We start from the raw sequence: 20,997 nt of genomic DNA, 5'->3' as shown, positions 1-20,997 counted from the left end.
GGGAGGGGCAACCGGGCGGTACGACTTTGTACGCCATCGGTATGGCCGGTCACACCGATGACGGGCCGGTTACGACCCCGGCGGGGAGCCGCACCTGTCCTCTCGCTCAACTGGACGTATGCCAAAGGGAAACGGTTGCCCACTGCTCTCTAACGGGTGAGTCACGGCCGGCCTCCACTTCCCTGACTGACGTCTACCCCCCAGAGTCCCCCCGGATCACGGCGAGCACGCCGTCCAACTCGTCCGGCTTCACGAGAACGTCACGCGCCTTGGAACCCTCGCTTGGCCCGACGATGTTCCGCGACTCCATGAGGTCCATCAGCCGTCCGGCCTTGGCGAAGCCGACGCGCAGCTTGCGCTGGAGCATGGACGTCGATCCGAACTGGGTCGAGACGACCAGCTCGGCCGCCTGGCACAGCAGGTCGAGGTCGTCGCCGATGTCCTCGTCGATCTCCTTCTTCTGCTTGGTGCCCACCGTGACGTCGTCCCGGAAGACCGGCGCCATCTGGTCCTTGCAGTGCTGCACGACGGCCGCGACCTCGGCCTCGGTCACGAAGGCGCCCTGCATACGGGTCGGCTTGTTCGCGCCCATCGGCAGGAACAGCCCGTCGCCCTTGCCGATCAGTTTCTCGGCGCCCGGCTGGTCGAGGATGACGCGCGAGTCGGCGAGCGAGGAGGTGGCGAAGGCGAGCCGCGAGGGCACGTTCGCCTTGATCAGGCCGGTGACGACGTCGACCGACGGGCGCTGGGTGGCGAGCACCAGGTGGATGCCGGCCGCGCGCGCGAGCTGCGTGATGCGCACGATGGAGTCCTCGACGTCACGCGGCGCGACCATCATCAGGTCGGCGAGCTCGTCGACGATCACCAGCAGGTACGGATACGCCTGGAGCTCACGCTCACTGCCCTCGGGCGGCTTGACGGTGCCCTCGCGCACCGCGCGGTTGAAGTCGTCGATGTGCCGGTAGCCGTACGCGGCGAGGTCGTCGTAACGCAGGTCCATCTCGCGTACGACCCACTGGAGCGCCTCGGCGGCCCGCTTGGGGTTGGTGATGATCGGCGTGATGAGGTGCGGGATGCCCTCGTAGGCGGTGAGCTCGACGCGCTTGGGGTCGACCAGGATCATCCGGACGTCCTCGGGGGTCGCCCGGATCATGACCGAGGTGATCAGGCAGTTGATGCAGGACGACTTGCCGGAGCCGGTGGCGCCGGCGACCAGCATGTGCGGCATCTTGGCCAGCGAGTGCATGACATAGCCGCCCTCGACGTCCTTGCCGAAGGCGACCAGCATCGGGTCGTCGTCCTCGGCGGACTCGGCGAGCCGCAGCACGTCGCCGAGGTTGACCATCTCCCGGTCGGTGTTCGGGATCTCGATGCCGACCGCGGACTTGCCGGGGATCGGGCTGATGATCCGCACGTCGGGGCTGGCGACGGCGTACGCGATGTTCTTCGCGAGCGCGGTGATCCGCTCGACCTTCACGGCGGGGCCGAGCTCGACCTCGTAGCGGGTGACCGTCGGCCCGCGTGTGAAGCCGGTGACGGCGGCGTCGACCTTGAACTCGGTGAAGACGTTCGTCAGCGAGGCGACGACCGCGTCGTTGGCAGCACTGCGCACCTTGCCGGGGCCGCCGCGCTCCAGGAGGTCGAGCGAGGGCAGCGAGTAGGTGATGTCGCCGGACAGCTGGAGCTGCTCCGCGCGCGGCGGCAGCTCGCGCGTCTCCTGCGGGGCCGACTTGGTCAGGTCGGGGACCGCTCCCCCACCCGTCTTGAGCTTCTCCTGCTTGGGCCGGGCGGCCGGTGCCGGAACGGGCGTCGGCGTGGTCGGCTCCCCGTCGCCGCCGCTCACCCCCTGGGTGAGGTCGGCGACGATCCGCGAAGGCGGCATGCCGTGCAGGACGGCGCCGTCGAGGTCGGCCGCGGCAGCCGCGGCGATGTCCACGGCGTCCATCCGCCGGTCCATGGACGGCTGCGGTACCGCGGAGCGCCTGGGGCGGCCGCGCCGCCGGGAGAGCGCCTCCTGCTCGGCGTCCCCGGGGTCGTACGCCTGGACGGCCCCCGAGCGCCGTCGGGGGCGCCCGGGCAGCGCCTCGCGCCACTGCTCGTCGTAGCGCGCGTCGTCGTCGAGGTCGTCGTACTCGTCCGCCGCCGGGTCGTGCAGCACACCCAGCCGTACCCCGAGCTGCCGCAGCCGCTGCGGGATGGCGTTGACCGGGGTCGCCGTGACGACCAGCAGCCCGAAGACCGTGAGCAGCACCAGCAGCGGTACGGCGAGAACCTCGCCCATGGTGTACGTCAGCGGGGTCGCCGCACCCCAGCCGATGAGTCCGCCCGCGTCCCTTATCGCCTGCATGCCGTCGCTGCGGGCGGGCGCGCCGCAGGCGATGTGGACCTGGCCGAGCACACCGATGACGAGCGCCGACAGGCCGATCACGATACGGCCGTTGGCCTCGGGCTTCTCGGGGTGCCGGACGAAGCGCACGGCGATGACCGCCAGCAGGATCGGCACCAGCAGGTCGAGCCGCCCGAAGGAGCCGGTCACCAGGATCTCGACGAGGTCGCCGACAGGGCCGCGCAGATCGGCCCAGGTCCCGGCGGCGACGATCAGCGCGAGGCCGAACAGCAGCAGCGCGACGCCGTCCTTGCGGTGTGCCGGGTCGAGGTTCTTCGCGCCGTTCCCTATGCCGCGGAACACGGCGCCGACGGCGTGCGCCAGTCCGAGCCAGATGGCGCGCACCAGCCGGTAGACGCCACCCGTGGGACTCGGGGCCGGCGCGGGCACGGGTTTCTTGGCGGCGGCTTTCCTGGCGGGCGCCTTCTTCGCGGGGGCCTTTTTGGCGGCGGCCCTCTTCGCCGGAGCCTTCGCGGGAGCAGCCGCCTTCTTGGCGGGCTGCTTCTTGGCTGCGGACGGACGTGAGGCCATGGGTGTGAGGTTACCGGTGGAGACCACAGCGGACACGTGTGCCCACTGCTTCACCCGTTCGTGTCGCTCTCCCGAAGGCGCGGAACTGACACGTCCGCCTTCGGTGGAAGTGGAACTGACGCGCCCTCATGCACAACTCGATGCGTCGCACGCGTCAGTTCCGTTCAGTTCGGCGACGGCACCGCGGCCGGGCCGCTGCCGGTTCCCGGCTCCAGGGCGTCCAGCGCCCGGCGCAGACCGGTGAGTTTGCGCTCCAGGTGCGCCGCCGTGGCCACCGCCGCCGCGTCCGCGGACTCGTCGTCCAACTGCTTGGACAGCGCCTCAGCCTGCTCCTCGACGGCAGCGAGCCGCGCGGAGAGCTCGGCGAGCAGCCCCGCCGACTCCTTGACGCCACCGCCCGTGGAAGCCTTGCCGCCGCCACCCTCCAACTGCAACCGCAACAGCGCCGCCTGCTCGCGCAGCTGGCAGTTCTTCATGTAGAGCTCGACGAACACCGAGACCTTCGCGCGCAGCACCCACGGATCGAACGGCTTGGAGATGTAGTCCACCGCGCCCGCCGCGTACCCGCGGAAGGTGTGGTGCGGCCCGTGATTGATCGCGGTGAGGAAGATGATCGGGATGTCCCTGGTCCGCTCCCGCCGCTTGATGTGCGCGGCCGTCTCGAAGCCGTCCATTCCCGGCATCTGAACGTCCAGCAGAATGACCGCGAAGTCGTCCGTCAGCAGTGCTTTCAGCGCCTCTTCCCCGGACGATGCCCGCACCAGCGTCTGATCGAGCGCAGAGAGGATCGCCTCCAGCGCCAGCAGATTCTCCGGCCGGTCATCGACCAGGAGGATCTTGGCCTTCTGCACCATGGCCCGCCCTCCTCGCCCCGGCAGTGCACCGGGCGCCGCCCCTGGGGACGACTCCTTTGCGCCGCCCTTCCTTGTGCCGGTCATGGTAGCCGCACCCCGACCTTCGCCACACCCTGTCACCGTGATGTCACTGTGCACGTAGCAGGAACGCAGCAGGAGACCAGAAGGTTCCCCGAATTCCGCCCCGCTACACGACAACGGACACCCTGAGTCAGCAACTCCGGGCGCCACCCGAAGGTTCCCGTCACGCCGAAGGTTCCTGACACGCCGCAGGTCCCCTCACTCGTCCCGCATCCACTGCCGCATCACCGACAGCAGGTGATCGGGGTCGACCGGCTTCGTCACGTAGTCGGAGGCACCCGACTCGATCGCCTTCTCCCGGTCGCCCTTCATCGCCTTCGCGGTCAGCGCGATGATCGGCAGCCCGGAGAACTGCGGCATCCTGCGGATGGCCGTGGTCGTCGCGTAGCCGTCCATCTCGGGCATCATGATGTCCATCAGGACGACCGCCACGTCGTCGTGCTGCTCCAGGACCTCGATGCCCTCACGGCCGTTCTCCGCGTACAGCACCGACAGGCCGTGCTGTTCCAGGACGCTGGTCAGCGCGAACACATTGCGGATGTCGTCGTCGACGATCAGCACCTTCTCACCACCGAACCGGATGCCCTCGCGCGCGGGCGCCCCAGCCTCCTGCACGCGGGCCGGCCACTGCTCAGGCCGCCCCACCTGCTCGCCGCCGCTCACCAGGCGGCGCCGGCGCCGGAAGAGAGCCGCCGGCCCGTTCTGCGCGTCCTGGTACGACCGCACCTCGGCCGGCATCTCGATCTCCGCGTCGGACAGCTCCGACAGCTCGCGCGCCCCGTTCTCCGAAGCCACCAGGTCACCGGCCTCCAGGGCGGGCACGACCTGCTGGTAGCCCTGCGGCGGCAGTTCGCTCGGGTGCAGCGGCAGGTAGAGCGTGAACGTCGAGCCACGGCCCGTCTCGCTCTGCGCGTGGATCTCACCGCCGAGCAACTGCGCGATCTCCCGCGAGATCGACAGCCCGAGGCCGGTACCGCCGTACTTACGGCTGGTGGTGCCGTCCGCCTGCTTGAACGCCTCGAAGATCACCCGCATCTTGCTCGCCGCGATCCCGATGCCGGTGTCGGTCACCGAGAACGCGATCAGCGGCGCGTCCGCGTCGGTCAGCGAACCGGCTTCCAGCAACTGCTCCCGGATCGCCACCGGCACCTCCGCCCCGGCCGGCCGGATGACCAGCTCGACCGACCCGGAGTCGGTGAACTTCACCGCGTTGGACAGCAGGTTGCGCAGCACCTGGAGCAGCCGCTGCTCGTCGGTGTGCAGCGTGGCCGGCAACTCCGGCGACACCCGCACGGACAGGTCGAGGCCCTTCTCCGCGGTCAGCGGACGGAAGGTGGCCTCCACGTAGTCGACCAGCTGGACGAGCGCGATACGCGTCGGCGAGACGTCCATCTTGCCCGCCTCGACCTTCGACAGGTCGAGGATGTCGTTGATCAGCTGGAGCAGGTCGGACCCGGCGCCGTGGATCGTCTCGGCGAACTCGACCTGCTTCGGCGTCAGGTTGGTGTCCGCGTTGTCGGCGAGCAGCTTGGCCAGGATCAGCAGCGAGTTGAGCGGTGTGCGCAGCTCGTGCGACATGTTGGCGAGGAACTCGCTCTTGTACCGCATCGACACCGCGAGTTGCTCGGCGCGCTCCTCAAGGACCTGCCGCGCCTCCTCGATCTCGGTGTTCTTCACCTCGATGTCGCGGTTCTGCTGGGCCAGCAGCTCGGCCTTCTCCTCCAGTTCGGCGTTGGACGCCTGAAGGGCCTTCTGCCGCTGCTCCAACTCGGCCGACCGCTCCCGCAGTTGCTCGGTCAGCTCCTGCGACTGCTTCAGCAGCTGCTCCGTCTTGGTGTTGACGGAGATCGTGTTGACGCTGGTCGCGATCATCTCGGCGAGCTGGTTCAGGAAGTCCTTCTGGATCTGCGTGAACGGCGTGAACGACGCCAGCTCGATCACCCCGAGCACCTGGCCCTCGAACAGCACCGGCAACACGATCACCTGCGCGGGCGGCGCCTCGCCGAGCCCCGAGGAGATCTTCAGATAGCCGGTCGGGGCGTTCGCGACGAGAATCGTCCGCTTCTCCTCGGCCGCCGTCCCGACCAGCGCCTCACCGGGCCGGAACGACGTCGGCATGGAGCCCATCGAGTAGCCGTACGAACCCAGCATCCGCAACTCGTACAGGTCCGCGTCGCCTTCGGCCGGCGGCATCGCCAGGAAGAACGCGCCGTGCTGCGCGGCCACCAGAGGCGGCAGCTCGCTCATGATCAGCGAGGCCACGTCCTGGAGGTCGCGCCGGCCCTGCATCAGGGCGGAGACGCGCGCGAGGTTGCCCTTGAGCCAGTCCTGCTCCTTGTTGGCGATCGTGGTGTCGCGCAGGTTGGCGATCATCTTGTTGATGTAGTCCTGAAGTTCCTGGATCTCCCCGGACGCGTCCACGTCGATCTTCAGGTTCAGGTCACCGCGGGTCACCGCGGTCGCCACGCGCGCGATGGCACGCACCTGCCGGGTCAGGTTCCCGGCCATCTCGTTCACGGACTCGGTCAGGTCGCGCCAGGTGCCGTCGACGTCACGCACGCGTGCCTGACCGCCCAGCTGCCCCTCGGTACCCACCTCGCGGGCGACCCGGGTGACCTCCTCGGCGAACGACGACAGCTGGTCGACCATCGTGTTGATGGTCGTCTTCAGCTCGAGGATCTCCCCGCGCGCGTCGATGTCGATCTTCTTCGTCAGGTCACCCTTGGCGATGGCCGTCGTGACCATGGCGATGTTGCGCACCTGACCGGTCAGGTTGGACGCCATGCCGTTCACCGAGTCGGTGAGGTCCTTCCACGTGCCCGCCACACCCGGCACGTGCGCCTGACCGCCCAGGATGCCGTCCGTGCCCACCTCGCGGGCCACCTTGGTGACCTGCTCGGCGAACGAGCTCAGCGTCTTCACCATGGTGTTGAAGGTGTCGGCGAGCTGCTGGACCTCACCGCGCGCCTCGATCGTCACCTGCCGCGTCAGGTCGCCGTTGGCGACGGCCGCCGCGACCTGGGAGATGTTGCGCACCTGCATGGTCAGGTTCTTGGCCATCAGGTTGACGTTGCCGCTGAGGTCCTTCCAGATGCCCGTGACGCCCGGCACGTGCGCCTGGCCGCCCAGGATGCCCTCGGTGCCCACCTCGCGGGCCACCCGGGTCACCTGCTCGGCGAACGACGACAGCTGGTCCACCATCGTGTTGACGGTGGTGACGAGCTCCAGGATCTCGCCCTTGGCGTCGACCGTGATCTTCTTCGACAGGTCGCCCTTGGCGACCGCGGTCGTGACCTCGGCGATCTGACGCACCTGGATCGTCAGGTTGTTCGCCATGAAGTTCACCGACTGGGTGAGGTCCTTCCAGGTGCCGGAGACACCCTGCACCTCGGCCTGTCCGCCGAGCTGCCCCTCCGTACCCACCTCACGGGCCACACGCGTGACCTCCTGGGCGAACGACGACAGCTGGTCGACCATCGTGTTCAGGGTGTTCTTCAGCTCGAGGATCTCCCCGCGCGCGTCCACGGTGATCTTCTGCGAGAGGTCACCACGGGCCACCGCGGTGGCGACCTGGGCGATGTTGCGCACCTGAGCGGTGAGGTTGCCGGCCATGCCGTTCACCGAGTCCGTCAGGTCCCGCCACACACCGGCCACGCCGGGCACCTGCGCCTGCCCGCCCAGCCGGCCCTCGGTACCCACGTCCCGCGCCACCCGGGTCACCTGGTCGGCGAAGGCGGAGAGCTGGTCGACCATCGTGTTGATGGTGTTCTTCAGCTCGAGGATCTCCCCGCGCGCGTCGACGTCGATCTTCTGCGACAGGTCACCACGGGCCACGGCCGTCGTCACCTGCGCGATGTTGCGCACCTGGGAGGTCAGGTTCCCGGCCATCGAGTTGACGGAGTCCGTCAACTCCTTCCAGGTGCCGGACACACCGTCCACCCGGGCCTGCCCGCCCAGCCGGCCCTCGGTGCCCACGTCCCGGGCCATCCGGGTCACCTGGTCGGCGAACGACGACAGCTGGTCCACCATCGTGTTCACGGTGTTCTTCAGCTGGGCCATCTCGCCGGAGACGTCCACCGTGACCTTCTGCGACAGATCGCCGTTGGCCACGGCCGTGGTGACCTGCGCGATGTTCCTCACCTGTCCGGTGAGATTCCGGAACGCCGTGTTGACGGAGTCCGTCAGGTCCTTCCATGTACCGGCCGCGCCCGACACCTGCGCCTGACCGCCCAGTTCACCCTCGACCCCGATCTCCCGCGCCACGCGGGTCACCTCGGCGCCGAAGGCCGACAGCTGGTCGACCATCCCGTTGACGGTGTTCTTCAGCTCCAGCATCTCGCCGGCCACGTCCACCGTGACCTTCTGCGACAGATCTCCGCTGGCCACAGCCGTGGTCACGGCGGCGATGTCCCTCACCTGCGTGGTGAGATTCCTGAAGACGGTGTTGACGGAGTCCGTCAGGTCCTTCCAGGTGCCCGCCGCGCCCGGCACGTTCGCCTGACCGCCCAGCTGCCCCGCGGCCCCCACCTCGTTGGCCACGCGCGTGACCTCGTCGGCGAAGGTCCGCAGCGTCTCGGTCATCTGGTTGATCGTGTCCGCGAGCTGCGCGACCTCACCGCGCGCCGACACCGTCACCTTCTGCGACAGGTCACCGTTGGCGACCGCCGTCGTCACCTCCGCGATCCCGCGCACCTGGGCCGTCAGGTTCCCGGCCATGGTGTTCACCGAATCGGTGAGCTCCTTCCACACCCCGTCCACGCCGGACACCTGCGCCTGACCGCCCAGGATGCCCTCGGTACCCACCTCACGGGCCACCCGCGTCACCTCGGACGAGAACGCGGAGAGCTGATCCACCATCGTGTTGACGGTGTTCTTCAGCTCGAGCATCTCGCCCTCGACGTGAACCGTCACCTTCCGGGACAGATCACCCTTGGCCACGGCCGTCGTCACCAGCGCGATGTCCCGCACCTGCGCCGTCAGCCGGTACGCCATCGTGTTGACGGACTCCGTCAGGTCCTTCCACGAACCAGACATACCGCGCACCTGGGCCTGACCGCCCAGCTTGCCCTCGGTCCCCACCTCACTGGCCACCCGCGTGACCTCGTCGGTGAACGTGGAGAGCTGGTCCACGAGGTTGTTGACCGTCCGCCCCACCTTCAGGAACTCACCGCGCAGCGGATGCCCGGCCCCCTCCGGCGTGTGCGTCCTGAGCTCCATCCGCGGCGACAGATCACCCTCGGCGACCGCCGACAGCACCCGCCCGACCTCGGAAACAGGCCGTACGAGGTCGTCGACCAGCGCGTTCGAGTTGTCGACGGCCGTCGCCCAGGATCCCTCGCAGGCGCCCGTCTCCAGGCGCTCGGTGAGCTTTCCCTCACGTCCCACCATGCGCCGGACCCGCGACAGCTCGCCCGTGAGATGCAGATTCCGGTCCGCGACCTCGTTGAACACGGCCGCGATCTCCGACATCACGCCGTCGCCGGACACCGTGAGCCGCTTGCGGAAATTACCGTCCCGCATGGAGCCGAGGGCCCCCAGCAGCCGGTTCAGGGCCGCCGTGTCCACGACGGTCGTCCCACCACCTGGTGTACGCGGCCTGCTCAGAGACTGTCCGCCTTTCGCGCGCGCCTTAGTGCCCCGCGTCGCTGCGCCAGACTCCACTTGTCCCTCCCGCAGGGGTCGACCGTTACCGCTGTGCCTGGGTGCTACTGCTCGCCATACCTGTTGCCACTCGGATTCCGCCCGATGTAATCAGGCGGACCCGGGGGGCTGCTGCCCCCTGTACTCAGAAGACACCCAGTCTGCCCGGACCTTCACAAGAAGCCTGCCCAGTGTTTCACCCTTGCCGAACCAGGCCATAACAGTTCGGCAGCTTCGCACATCGTCCGCACACCCTCGGGCGGAAACACTGGCGACCGGCATCCGTACGGACCGGGAAGGTAAGTAACCTTGCACGAGGCTGTCCAGCCACGCCGGTCCGACCGGCCTGGGCGGTGGCACGAGCACGAGCGGGCATCGGAGGGGCGGCCGCACACATGACCACCGGACTGATCCCGGGGGGACAGACCCCGGACCCCCGGGCTTCCAGCACGCGCCCGCCCCACCAGCGAGGCGACCTGACCGGCCAGGGAGCCCTGCACGTCGACGACCGGCCGAGGAGTCCAGTGATCACCGCGCGCGCGGCTGCCAGCTTCGAGCCCGTCGGGAGATCGGTGGCGACCGCCCGCTCCTTCGTCCGCGACACCCTCCAGGGCTGGGGCTTCGCCGACATCATCGACGACGCCGTGGTCCTCACCAGCGAACTGGTGACCAACGCGGTCGTCCATGCGGGGACTCACGCCGACGTCCTGTGTCTGCGCAGCGCCGACGGCGTACGCATCGAGGTGTCCGACCGGTATCCCGAACGTGAGATTCCCCTCCAGGGCTCTCTCGCCACCATGGGCAGCCCGGACCGCGAAGGCGGCCGCGGCCTCCAGCTGTGCGCGGCCATCGCCGGCCGCTGGGGCGTCGAGTACACCCCCACCCACAAGCAGGTCTGGTTCCAGCTCGACCTCCCCGACCGCCCGGTCGGCACCCGCACGGCCGGCCCCTCCCTCCCGGCCGACCTCCTCCCGCTCGCCGACAGCCGGGTGCGCGTGGCGGTCGTCCAGATCGACCGCACGGGCGCCATCTCGGCCTGGAACGAGGACGCCGAGGAGCTCTTCGGTTACTCGGCCGACCAGGTCACCGGCAAACCCCTCACCGACCTCGCCGCCTGGCCGCACACACCCGGCACCAGCACCGGCATCGTCGAAGCCCTCCAGCTCTCCCGCTGGGAGGGCAGCTACGGCATCCGCGGCGCCAGCGGCCGTGTCACACCCGTGTACGCCTCCCACCTCCGCGTCCGCGACACCGACGGCGAGCCCTCCACGGTCTGCCTTCTCGTCCGCGACCACGAACGCGCGGTCCTCCAGACCCCGTCGCGCGGCCCGGCCACCGACCCGGCCACCACATCGGACGGCCAGAACACCGATCCCTTCGAGGTGTTCATCGGCTCCCCCGCCCCGGACGACCTCGACGGTCTCCTCCAGCGCACCGTCGAGCGCGCCCGCGACATGCTCGACGGCGACTCCGCCTTCCTCCTCCTGGCGACCGACGACGAGACGGAGCTGGAGGTCCGCGCCTCCACGGGCCTGCCTTCCGCCCGCCAGCGCTTCGCGCGCGTGCCCGTCGAGGCGGGCCCCGGCCGCTACGGCTCGGCCCGCATGCCGGCCGTCCACGAGGACCTTCTGGCCGTCCCCGGCGCCGTACCCCTGCTGAACGGCACGGGCATGCGCTCGGTCGTCACGGTCCCGCTGAAGGTCGAGGGCCGCCTGACGGGCTCCCTGGGCGTGGCGGCGGAGGCTTCCGGCCGCTACTCCAACGAGGAGGCGCTGCGCCTCCAGTTCGCGGCCGACCGCATCGCCCTGGCCGTGGAGTCGGCCCGCCTCGGCGAGTTGGAACGCCTGCGCCGAGGCTCTCTCAGCTTCCTCGTCGAGGCCTCCGACCTCCTCGCGGGCACCCTGGACCGCGACCAGACCCTGGCCCTGATGGCCCAGATGACGGTTCCGACCCTGGCCACCTGGTGCGCGGTCTACACGATCGCCGACCAGGCCTCCGACCCCTACCTGTCGTACGTCCTGCACGAGGACGAGGAATTCATCGACGGCATCAAGTCGTTGCTCTCGAAGATCGCACCGCCCGACCCGGTCCCCACCCCTGGCGCCCGGGTCTGGGCGGCCCCGGCCGCCGCCGCGCACGACGCGGCCCTGCGCAGCTCCATGCGCAGCCTCGGCCTGACCGGCGGCCCGACGCACCAGGTGGCGTCCGGCATCGGCCCCACGCTCGCCACCGCCTCGGCGGTGGGCGGCGAGACGGTCGTCCTCCCCCTGGTCGCCCGCAACCGCGTCATCGGCATGCTGACCCTCGGCAAGCCCACCGACGAACACTTCCGCCAGGAGATCCTGGAACTGGCCGAGGACTTGAGCCGCCGAGCGGCCCTCGCCCTCGACAACGCCCGCCTCTACTCGGAGCGCACAGCCATCAGCCAGGCCCTCCAGCGCAGCCTGCTGCCGCCGGAGCTCCCCGAGATCGACGGCGTCGAGGTCGAGGTCATCTACCGCGCGGCCGGCGAGGGCAACGAGGTCGGCGGTGACTTCTACGACGTCTTCCCCATCAGCGACGGCGCGTACGGCTTCGCCATCGGCGACGTCTGCGGCACGGGCCCGAACGCGGCGGCGGTGACCGGCCTGGCCCGCCACGCCCTGCGCCTCCTGGCCCGCGAGGGCCTCAGCGGCCCGGCCGTCCTGGAGCGCCTCAACTCGGCCATCCTCGACGAGGGCGCCCGCAGCCGCTTCCTGACCCTCCTCTACGGAGAGATGCGTCCGCAGGAGGACGGCAGCGCCGAGCTGAAGGTGGTCTGCGCCGGCCACCCGCTCCCCCTGCGCCTACGCCAGGACGGCACCGTCGAGGCGGCCGCCGAGCCGCAGCCGCTGCTGGGCGTCATGGAGGACCTGGAGCTCTACGAGCAGACGGTCACCCTCGATCCGGGCGACGTCCTGCTCTGCGTCACGGACGGCGTCACCGAGCGCCGTGAGGGCACCCGCATGCTGGGCGACGACGGTCTCGCCGACGTCCTCACCACCTGCACGGGTCTCACCGCAGGCGCGGTCGCGGCCCGCATCATGCGCGCGGTGGAACGCTTCGCGTCCGACGCCCCTTCCGACGACATGGCGATCCTGGCGATGCGAGTGGCGTGAGGAAAAGGCAGGACAGGACATGAAGAAAGCCCCCGCCCGAAAGGGCGGGGGCTTCTTTGTGGAGCCCTCTAACGGAATCGAACCGTTGACCTTCTCCTTACCATGGAGACGCTCTACCGACTGAGCTAAGAGGGCCGGTCGCTTTTCGAGGTTTCCCTCGCGGCGACAGAACAGATCGTACCCCGAACTGGCCGGTGTTCCCAAACTCGTTCAGAAGGCGGGTTGAAGCAGTCCGCCGAGTGCGTTGCAGGCGGACACGATCCGCTGCATGTCCCGCTTCGTCAACGAGGCGTCCACCGGCAGCGCGAGGGTCTCGTCCGCCGCGAGCTCGGTCTCGGGCAGCGACACACACCGGCGGAACTCGGGCAGCCGGTGCAACGGAGTCTTCACCGGCACTCGGCACTCGACTCCCTTCCCCCGCAAGGCCCGCGCGAAGGCGTCCCGGTCGGGCCGACCGTTCCCCGGCACCCGTACGACGTACTGCTGATACGTGTGTCCGTCCCCGCCGTCCGGCATCCGCACCCCGCGCAACCGCCCGTCCAGGTAAGCCGCCCGCTCCCGACGCTGCGCGATCTCGTCGTACGGCGCCTCGGACTCCCCCTGTTCCAACACCAGCAGCCCGTGCCGCTGCCCCACTCCGTGCAACCGCCCGACATCCGCCGGCCGACCGAAGCGATGCACGACAACAACCGCCGCGGTGCGCGGAGTTACGACCGCTTCGACGGCGGCCGGGTCCAGGCAGTACGTCACCGGATCGACATCGGCGAACACCGGAAGCGCCCCCGCCAGGGCGACTGCTCCGGCGACTTCCACGTTTCCGAAGGCCGACACGATGACCTCGTCACCGAGTCCGACGCCTGCGGCCCTGAGCATTGCAGCAGTACCCATGCCGTGGATGCTGGAGGCGGAACATGAACTTCAAGTGGCCGAAAACAAAAAAGGGTTGGTCCCTGAACCGAAGTTCAGAGACCAACCCTTTGAATGATTGTTCGGCGGTGTCCTACTCTCCCACAGGGTCCCCCCTGCAGTACCATCGGCGCTGTAAGGCTTAGCTTCCGGGTTCGGAATGTAACCGGGCGTTTCCCTCACGCTATGACCACCGAAACACTATGAAACTGTCCAGCCGCACCATGCCGTGACCATGGCATGGGGCCGTTCGTGGTTTCAGAACCAACACAGTGGACGCGAGCAACTGAGGACAAGCCCTCGGCCTATTAGTACCAGTCAGCTTCACCCATTACTGGGCTTCCACATCCGGCCTATCAACCCAGTCGTCTACTGGGAGCCTTAACCCCTCAAGGGGGTGGGAATACTCATCTCGAAGCAGGCTTCCCGCTTAGATGCTTTCAGCGGTTATCCCTCCCGAACGTAGCCAACCAGCCATGCCCTTGGCAGAACAACTGGCACACCAGAGGTTCGTCCGTCCCGGTCCTCTCGTACTAGGGACAGCCCTTCTCAATATTCCTGCGCGCGCAGCGGATAGGGACCGAACTGTCTCACGACGTTCTAAACCCAGCTCGCGTACCGCTTTAATGGGCGAACAGCCCAACCCTTGGGACCGACTCCAGCCCCAGGATGCGACGAGCCGACATCGAGGTGCCAAACCATCCCGTCGATATGGACTCTTGGGGAAGATCAGCCTGTTATCCCCGGGGTACCTTTTATCCGTTGAGCGACGGCGCTTCCACAAGCCACCGCCGGATCACTAGTCCCGACTTTCGTCCCTGCTCGACCCGTCGGTCTCACAGTCAAGCTCCCTTGTGCACTTACACTCAACACCTGATTGCCAACCAGGCTGAGGGAACCTTTGGGCGCCTCCGTTACTCTTTAGGAGGCAACCGCCCCAGTTAAACTACCCATCAGACACTGTCCCTGATCCGGATCACGGACCCAGGTTAGACATCCAGCACGACCAGAGTGGTATTTCAACGACGACTCCACAACCACTGGCGTGGCCGCTTCAAAGTCTCCCACCTATCCTACACAAGCCGAACCGAACACCAATATCAAACTGTAGTAAAGGTCCCGGGGTCTTTCCGTCCTGCTGCGCGAAACGAGCATCTTTACTCGTAGTGCAATTTCACCGGGCCTATGGTTGAGACAGTCGAGAAGTCGTTACGCCATTCGTGCAGGTCGGAACTTACCCGACAAGGAATTTCGCTACCTTAGGATGGTTATAGTTACCACCGCCGTTTACTGGCGCTTAAGTTCTCAGCTTCGCCAAGACGAATCTTGACTAACCGGTCCCCTTAACGTTCCAGCACCGGGCAGGCGTCAGTCCGTATACATCGCCTTACGGCTTCGCACGGACCTGTGTTTTTAGTAAACAGTCGCTTCTCGCTGGTCTCTGCGGCCACCCCCAGCTCGAGCAGCAAGTGCTCTCACCAGACGTGGCCCCCCTTCTCCCGAAGTTACGGGGGCATTTTGCCGAGTTCCTTAACCATAGTTCACCCGAACGCCTCGGTATTCTCTACCTGACCACCTGAGTCGGTTTAGGGTACGGGCCGCCATGAAACTCGCTAGAGGCTTTTCTCGACAGCATAGGATCATCCACTTCGCCACAATCGGCTCGGCATCAGGTCTCAGACTATATGAACGGCGGATTTGCCTACCGTTCGTCCTACACCCTTACCCCGGGACAACCACCGCCCGGGATGGACTACCTTCCTGCGTCACCCCATCACTCACCTACTGCAAGTCTGGTTCGCCGGCTCCACCACTTTCCTTTCCCCGAAGGGTCCGGAACGGCTTCACGGACTTAGCATCGCCTGGTTCGATGTTTGACGCTTCACAGCGGGTACCGGAATATCAACCGGTTATCCATCGACTACGCCTGTCGGCCTCGCCTTAGGTCCCGACTTACCCTGGGCAGATCAGCTTGACCCAGGAACCCTTAGTCAATCGGCGCACACGTTTCTCACGTGTGTATCGCTACTCATGCCTGCATTCTCACTCGTGAACCGTCCACAACTACCTTCCGGTGCTGCTTCACCCGGCACACGACGCTCCCCTACCCATCACAGCGGGCGTTGGCCCTATTGCTGCAATGACACGACTTCGGCGGTACGCTTGAGCCCCGCTACATTGTCGGCGCGGAATCACTAGACCAGTGAGCTATTACGCACTCTTTCAAGGGTGGCTGCTTCTAAGCCAACCTCCTGGTTGTCTGTGCGACTCCACATCCTTTCCCACTTAGCGTACGCTTAGGGGCCTTAGTCGATGCTCTGGGCTGTTTCCCTCTCGACCATGGAGCTTATCCCCCACAGTCTCACTGCCGCGCTCTCACTTACCGGCATTCGGAGTTTGGCTAAGGTCAGTAACCCGGTAGGGCCCATCGCCTATCCAGTGCTCTACCTCCGGCAAGAAACACACGACGCTGCACCTAAATGCATTTCGGGGAGAACCAGCTATCACGGAGTTTGATTGGCCTTTCACCCCTAACCACAGGTCATCCCCCAGGTTTTCAACCCTGGTGGGTTCGGTCCTCCACGAAGTCTTACCTCCGCTTCAACCTGCCCATGGCTAGATCACTCCGCTTCGGGTCTTGAGCGTGCTACTGAAACGCCCTATTCGGACTCGCTTTCGCTACGGCTACCCCACTCGGGTTAACCTCGCAACACACCGCAAACTCGCAGGCTCATTCTTCAAAAGGCACGCAGTCACGAGACGAAGAGCAAGCTCTCCGTCCGACGCTCCCACGGCTTGTAGGCACACGGTTTCAGGTACTATTTCACTCCGCTCCCGCGGTACTTTTCACCATTCCCTCACGGTACTATCCGCTATCGGTCACCAGGGAATATTTAGGCTTAGCGGGTGGTCCCGCCAGATTCACACGGGATTTCTCGGGCCCCGTGCTACTTGGGTGTCTCTCAAACGAGCCGCTGATGTTTCGACTACGGGGGTCTTACCCTCTACGCCGGACCTTTCGCATGTCCTTCGCCTACATCAACGGTTTCTGACTCGTCTCACAGCCGGCAGACTGTGAAAGAGAGATCCCACAACCCCGTACACGCAACCCCTGCCGGGTCTCACACGTATACGGTTTGGCCTCATCCGGTTTCGCTCGCCACTACTCCCGGAATCACGGTTGTTTTCTCTTCCTGCGGGTACTGAGATGTTTCACTTCCCCGCGTTCCCTCCACACTGCCTATGTGTTCAGCAGCGGGTGACAGCCCATGACGACTGCCGGGTTTCCCCATTCGGAAACCCCCGGATCAAAGCCTGGTTGACGACTCCCCGGGGACTATCGTGGCCTCCCACGTCCTTCATCGGTTCCTGGTGCCAAGGCATCCACCGTGCGCCCTTAAAAACTTGGCCACAGATGCTCGCGTCCACTGTGCAGTTCTCAAACAACGACCAGCCACCCATCACCCCGAAACCCTACGGTTTCGAGTGCACTGGGGCCGGCACTGAAGGCAGCCATACGGCCATACCCTCAGACACCCAACAGCGTGCCCGGCCAGCTCCCGTCCGAAGATCATGCTTTCCACGCCCTTACGAGCAGTACTTGCAGCCTCCGACCCGGAAACCCGGCCGAATAATCAACGTTCCACCCATGAGCAACCAGCATCGGACGTACGCCGATGTACTGGCCTCTGACCGAGCGAACTCGGTAAGAAGTGCTCCTTAGAAAGGAGGTGATCCAGCCGCACCTTCCGGTACGGCTACCTTGTTACGACTTCGTCCCAATCGCCAGTCCCACCTTCGACAGCTCCCTCCCACAAGGGGTTGGGCCACCGGCTTCGGGTGTTACCGACTTTCGTGACGTGACGGGCGGTGTGTACAAGGCCCGGGAACGTATTCACCGCAGCAATGCTGATCTGCGATTACTAGCAACTCCGACTTCATGGGGTCGAGTTGCAGACCCCAATCCGAACTGAGACCGGCTTTTTGAGATTCGCTCCACCTCACGGTTTCGCAGCTCTTTGTACCGGCCATTGTAGCACGTGTGCAGCCCAAGACATAAGGGGCATGATGACTTGACGTCGTCCCCACCTTCCTCCGAGTTGACCCCGGCAGTCTCCTGTGAGTCCCCATCACCCCGAAGGGCATGCTGGCAACACAGAACAAGGGTTGCGCTCGTTGCGGGACTTAACCCAACATCTCACGACACGAGCTGACGACAGCCATGCACCACCTGTACACCGACCACAAGGGGGGCACTATCTCTAATGCTTTCCGGTGTATGTCAAGCCTTGGTAAGGTTCTTCGCGTTGCGTCGAATTAAGCCACATGCTCCGCTGCTTGTGCGGGCCCCCGTCAATTCCTTTGAGTTTTAGCCTTGCGGCCGTACTCCCCAGGCGGGGAACTTAATGCGTTAGCTGCGGCACCGACGACGTGGAATGTCGCCAACACCTAGTTCCCACCGTTTACGGCGTGGACTACCAGGGTATCTAATCCTGTTCGCTCCCCACGCTTTCGCTCCTCAGCGTCAGTAATGGCCCAGAGATCCGCCTTCGCCACCGGTGTTCCTCCTGATATCTGCGCATTTCACCGCTACACCAGGAATTCCGATCTCCCCTACCACACTCTAGTCTGCCCGTATCGAATGCAGACCCGGGGTTAAGCCCCGGGCTTTCACATCCGACGTGACAGACCGCCTACGAGCTCTTTACGCCCAATAATTCCGGACAACGCTTGCGCCCTACGTATTACCGCGGCTGCTGGCACGTAGTTAGCCGGCGCTTCTTCTGCAGGTACCGTCACTTTCGCTTCTTCCCTGCTGAAAGAGGTTTACAACCCGAAGGCCGTCATCCCTCACGCGGCGTCGCTGCATCAGGCTTTCGCCCATTGTGCAATATTCCCCACTGCTGCCTCCCGTAGGAGTCTGGGCCGTGTCTCAGTCCCAGTGTGGCCGGTCGCCCTCTCAGGCCGGCTACCCGTCGTCGCCTTGGTGAGCCATTACCTCACCAACAAGCTGATAGGCCGCGGGCTCATCCTTCACCGCCGGAGCTTTCAACCTCCACCCATGCGAGTGGAAGTGCTATCCGGTATTAGACCCCGTTTCCAGGGCTTGTCCCAGAGTGAAGGGCAGATTGCCCACGTGTTACTCACCCGTTCGCCACTAATCCCCACCGAAGTGGTTCATCGTTCGACTTGCATGTGTTAAGCACGCCGCCAGCGTTCGTCCTGAGCCAGGATCAAACTCTCCGTGAATGTTTACCGGTAATCCGGTCGACACCACGAGAGCGGAACAGCCAGGCGGAATAAGCCCGGCCGTTCACAGCGTCCTCGCTGTGTTTTGTTTCAAAGGAACCTCATCCTCGGCTATCACTGCCGGGGACAGGGTATCAACATATCTGGCGTTGATTTTTGGCACGCTGTTGAGTTCTCAAGGAACGGACGCTTCCTTTGTACTCACCCGAGAGACTCTCTCAGGCTTTCCTCCGGGCGCTTCCCTTCGGTCTTGCGTTTCCGACTCTATCAGATCTTTTCTCGACCCGATTTCCTCGGTGCTTTCCAGGTTCCCGCTTTTGTTTCGCGGTTTCCTTTCCGGCGGTTCCGACTTTATCAGAAGTTCTGAGTCGGTTTTCCCGCCCCCTCCGGATACTGCTCCCGGGGCACGAGGTGTACCGGGTTCCCGTTCAGGCGGAGACGTAAACGTACTGGAGCGGGGCTCCTCGATGCAAATCGAGGAGCCCCGCTCCAGGTTCACGCGTACGAGGAGCCGTACGTCGCTCAGACCTCGACCACGACCGGGAGGATCATCGGCCTGCGGCGGTAGGTGTCGGAGACCCACTTGCCCAGCGTGCGGCGGATGAGCTGCTGGAGCTGGTGGGGCTCGACCACGCCGTCCTGGGCGGAGCGTTCCAGGACCTCGGCGATCTTCGGGGCGACGGCCGAGAAGGCCGAGTCGTCGATGCCCGAACCGCGGGCCTGGATGTGCGGGCCGCCGGTGATCTTGCCGGTGGAGGAGTCCACGACGACGAACACCGAGATGATGCCCTCGTCGCCCAGGATCTTCCGGTCCTTGAGGGCCGGCTCGCCCACGTCGCCGACCGAGAGGCCGTCGACATAGACGTAACCCGCCTGGACCTTGCCGGAGATCTTCGCCTTGCCCTCGACGAGGTCGACGACCACGCCGTCCTCGGCGATCACGATGCGGTCGTGCGGGACGCCGGTCATGGCGCCCAGCTCGGCGTTGGCGCGCAGATGGCGCCATTCGCCGTGGACCGGCATCAGGTTCTTCGGGCGGCAGATGTTGTAGAAGTACAGGAGCTCGCCCGCGGACGCGTGGCCCGAGACGTGCACCTTGGCGTTGCCCTTGTGGACGACGTGCGCGCCCCAGCGGGTCAGGCCGTTGATCACGCGGTAGACCGCGTTCTCGTTGCCGGGGATGAGCGACGACGCCAGGATCACCGTGTCGCCGGGGACGATGCGGATCTGGTGGTCGCGGTTGGCCATGCGCGACAGGGCCGCCATCGGTTCGCCCTGGGAGCCCGTGCAGACCAGGACCACCTCGTGGTCGGGCAGGTCGTCGAGTGTCTTGACGTCCACCACCAGGCCCGGCGGGACCTTCAGATAACCCAGGTCGCGGGCGATACCCATGTTGCGGACCATCGAGCGGCCCACGAAGGCGACGCGGCGACCGTACTCGTGCGCCGTGTCCAGGATCTGCTGGATGCGGTGGATGTGGCTGGCGAAGCTGGCCACGATGATCCGCTTGCGGGCGTTCGCGAAGACCGTGCGCAGGACGTTGGAGATGTCCCGCTCGGGCGCCACGAAACCGGGGACCTCGGCGTTCGTGGAGTCGGAGAGAAGGAGGTCGATGCCCTCCTCGCTCAGACGTGCGAACGCGTGTAGATCCGTGAGACGGCCGTCCAGCGGGAGCTGGTCCATCTTGAAGTCGCCCGTGTGGACCACCATGCCCGCCGGCGTGCGGATGGCGACGGCGAGGGCGTCCGGGATCGAGTGGTTGACGGCGATGAACTCGCAGTCGAAGGGGCCGATGCGCTCACGGTGTCCCTCCGTCACCTCGAGGGTGTACGGGCGGATCCGGTGCTCCTGGAGCTTGGCCTCGATGAATGCGAGGGTCAGCTTGGAGCCGATCAGCGGGATGTCCGGCTTCTCCCGGAGGAGATAGGGGACGGCACCGATGTGGTCCTCGTGACCGTGGGTGAGGACGATGCCCTCGATGTCGTCGAGGCGGTCCCGGATGGACGTGAAGTCCGGCAGGATCAGGTCGATTCCGGGCTGCTCCTCCTCGGGGAAAAGCACGCCGCAGTCGACGATCAGCAGGCGGCCGCCGTACTCGAAGACCGTCATGTTCCGGCCGATTTCGCCGAGACCGCCGAGCGGGGTGACCCTGAGGCCGCCCGCCGGGAGCGGCGGGGGCGGGGCAAGTTCGGGATGCGGATGACTCAAAAGA

General features: G+C 66.1%; 6 protein-coding genes, 1 tRNA gene and 3 rRNA genes. 1 reads left to right on the top strand and 9 read right to left on the bottom strand.

Annotated features, from left to right (window positions below; genetic code table 11):
* Positions 1–193: 193 nt before the first annotated feature.
* The 3 genes from G9272_RS32865 to G9272_RS32855 all read right to left on the bottom strand — a co-directional run bounded on the left by G9272_RS32865 (position 194) and on the right by G9272_RS32855 (position 9,513).
* Positions 194–2,917, bottom strand: coding sequence for a DNA translocase FtsK (locus tag G9272_RS32865; protein WP_171399867.1), 2,724 nt, complete (start codon positions 2,915–2,917; stop codon positions 194–196).
* 164 nt (positions 2,918–3,081) lie between these two features.
* A complete protein-coding gene (locus G9272_RS32860) occupies positions 3,082–3,771 on the bottom strand; it encodes a response regulator (RefSeq protein WP_171399866.1) in 690 nt (229 codons plus the stop codon).
* A 279-nt stretch (positions 3,772–4,050) separates the two neighbouring features.
* Positions 4,051–9,513 carry a HAMP domain-containing protein gene (locus tag G9272_RS32855; RefSeq protein WP_171399865.1) on the bottom strand — a complete coding sequence of 1,821 codons (5,463 nt, stop codon included), beginning with the start codon at positions 9,511–9,513 and terminating at the stop codon, positions 4,051–4,053.
* 374 nt (positions 9,514–9,887) lie between these two features.
* Between G9272_RS32855 and G9272_RS32850 the strand changes: the two genes are divergently transcribed.
* Entirely contained in the window at positions 9,888–12,629 is a 2,742-nt protein-coding gene (locus tag G9272_RS32850; RefSeq protein ID WP_171399864.1) for a SpoIIE family protein phosphatase, read from the top strand.
* A gap of 59 nt (positions 12,630–12,688) precedes the next feature.
* Here the strand turns inward: G9272_RS32850 and G9272_RS32845 are convergent.
* The 6 genes from G9272_RS32845 to G9272_RS32820 all read right to left on the bottom strand — a co-directional run bounded on the left by G9272_RS32845 (position 12,689) and on the right by G9272_RS32820 (position 20,993).
* A tRNA-Thr gene (locus G9272_RS32845) sits at positions 12,689–12,764 on the bottom strand.
* 75 nt (positions 12,765–12,839) lie between these two features.
* Positions 12,840–13,502, bottom strand: a complete 663-nt coding sequence (locus G9272_RS32840; RefSeq protein WP_171402271.1) for a DegT/DnrJ/EryC1/StrS family aminotransferase — start codon at positions 13,500–13,502, stop codon at positions 12,840–12,842.
* 114 nt (positions 13,503–13,616) lie between these two features.
* Positions 13,617–13,733 (bottom strand): 5S ribosomal RNA (gene rrf, locus G9272_RS32835).
* 90 nt (positions 13,734–13,823) lie between these two features.
* Positions 13,824–16,946 (bottom strand): 23S ribosomal RNA (locus G9272_RS32830).
* A 313-nt stretch (positions 16,947–17,259) separates the two neighbouring features.
* Positions 17,260–18,785, bottom strand: a 16S ribosomal RNA gene (locus G9272_RS32825).
* Together the 16S, 23S and 5S rRNA genes form the textbook arrangement of a ribosomal RNA operon.
* A gap of 522 nt (positions 18,786–19,307) precedes the next feature.
* Entirely contained in the window at positions 19,308–20,993 is a 1,686-nt protein-coding gene (locus G9272_RS32820; protein ID WP_171399863.1) for a ribonuclease J, read from the bottom strand.
* Between the last annotated feature and the right edge of the window lie 4 nt (positions 20,994–20,997).

The sequence above is a fragment of the Streptomyces asoensis genome (genome assembly GCF_013085465.1).
In the GTDB taxonomy this organism is placed as follows: domain Bacteria; phylum Actinomycetota; class Actinomycetes; order Streptomycetales; family Streptomycetaceae; genus Streptomyces; species Streptomyces cacaoi_A.
This window is presented reverse-complemented; position numbering and strand designations above follow the sequence as displayed.

Bases quoted from the DNA above. Each gene is read 5' to 3' on its own strand.
- G9272_RS32865 (WP_171399867.1), bottom strand. From the start codon at position 2,917: ATGGCCTCACGTCCGTCCGCAGCCAAGAAGCAGCCCGCCAAGAAGGCG.
- G9272_RS32860 (WP_171399866.1), bottom strand. From the start codon at position 3,771: ATGGTGCAGAAGGCCAAGATCCTCCTGGTCGATGACCGGCCGGAGAAT.
- G9272_RS32850 (WP_171399864.1), top strand. From the start codon at position 9,888: ATGACCACCGGACTGATCCCGGGGGGACAGACCCCGGACCCCCGGGCT.
- G9272_RS32840 (WP_171402271.1), bottom strand. From the start codon at position 13,502: ATGCTCAGGGCCGCAGGCGTCGGACTCGGTGACGAGGTCATCGTGTCG.